The sequence below is a fragment of the Paracoccus benzoatiresistens genome (genome assembly GCF_026913015.1).
GTDB lineage: Bacteria > Pseudomonadota > Alphaproteobacteria > Rhodobacterales > Rhodobacteraceae > Paracoccus > Paracoccus benzoatiresistens.
Window position 1 is genome coordinate 1 of record NZ_JAPTYD010000162.1, and the last position, 1,330, is coordinate 1,330.

At 61.0% G+C, this 1,330-nt stretch carries 1 protein-coding gene; it reads left to right on the top strand.

The genetic code is table 11. The features are described 5' to 3' along the window. Nucleotides 1–63: 63 nt before the first annotated feature. Nucleotides 64–1,278 (top strand): IS256 family transposase, encoded by a 1,215-nt coding sequence (locus OU682_RS23990; protein ID WP_268944682.1) that lies wholly within the window; start codon nucleotides 64–66, stop codon nucleotides 1,276–1,278. Nucleotides 1,279–1,330: the final 52 nt, after the last annotated feature.

Consider the following 1,330-nt stretch of genomic DNA (forward strand, 5'->3'; position numbering starts at 1 on the left):
AGAGAGTGTCCGATCTTTTGTGTATGACTGATCCGGTCCATGCTTCACCGAAAGGAAGCATGCATGACAATCTCCAAGGAACTTCTGGATGAACTGTTGAAGGGTGTTGAGCGCCCTGAGGACCTGCTCGGCGATGCCGGGCTGATGAAGGAACTGAAGATCCGGCTCATGGAGCGGATGCTTGGGGCCGAGCTGACCGCGCATCTGGGCTATGAGGAAGGCAAGGAAGCACCTCCGGGCCAGGCGAACCGGCGCAACGGCTCGTCGACAAAGGTGCTGAAGGGCCAGGACGGCGAACTGCCGGTGGCTGTGCCCCGTGACCGCGACAGCAGCTTTGAGCCGGAGCTGGTGAAGAAGGGCCAGACACGGATCGACGGCATGGATGACAAGATCATCGGGCTCTATGCCGCCGGGCTAACGGTGCGCGATATCCAGGCGCATCTGCTCGATCTTTACGGCCTGAAGGTCTCCCCCGACCTGATCAGCCGCGTCACCGATGCCGTTCTGGACGAGGTGCGGGAATGGCAGAGCCGGGCCTTGGACCGGATGTATCCGATTGTGATCTTCGACGCCTTGCGGGTGAAGATCCGCGATGCCGACAGCCGGATGGTCAAGAACAAGGCCGTCTACATCGCCCTTGGCGTGACCCGTGACGGCCTGCGCGAGGTCCTGGGCCTGTGGATCGCCGAAAACGAGGGCGCCAAGTTCTGGCTGGCGGTGATGAACGAGCTGAAGAACCGAGGGCTGCAGGACATCCTGATCGCGGTCGTCGACGGGCTGAAGGGCTTTCCTGAGGCGATCACTGCCGCCTTTCCCGAGGCCATGGTCCAGACCTGCATCGTGCATCTGGTCCGCCATAGCCTGAGCTTCTGCTCCTGGAAGGACCGCAAGGTTGTGGCTGCCGACCTGCGCCGGATTTACAGCGCCCCAACCGCCGCAATGGCCGAGGCCGAACTCAATGCCTTCGAGGAAAAATGGGCCGGGAAATACGCGTCCATCGCCCCAGCCTGGCGACGCGCGTGGGCCGAGGTGATCCCGTTCTTTGCCTTCGATCCGGCGATCCGCAAGATCATCTACACCACCAATGCCATAGAAAGTTTGAACCGGGTCATCCGCAAGTCGATCAAGACCCGAGGGTCATTCCCGACAGACGAGGCGGCGACAAAGCTGATCTACCTGGCCATCCGCAGCTTCGAGAAAGACGGCCGAAACGTCCGGGAATGGTTTGCGGCCCGCAACCAGTTCGCCATAATGTTCGGCGAGCGCTTCGACGCTTGAGTATCTGAAACCGCATGGACCGGGCCAGATACACAAAGTTCAGGACACTCCC

Excerpts from the sequence above, each read along its gene's own strand:
- OU682_RS23990 (WP_268944682.1), top strand. The coding sequence starts at position 64 with ATGACAATCTCCAAGGAACTTCTGGATGAACTGTTGAAGGGTGTTGAG.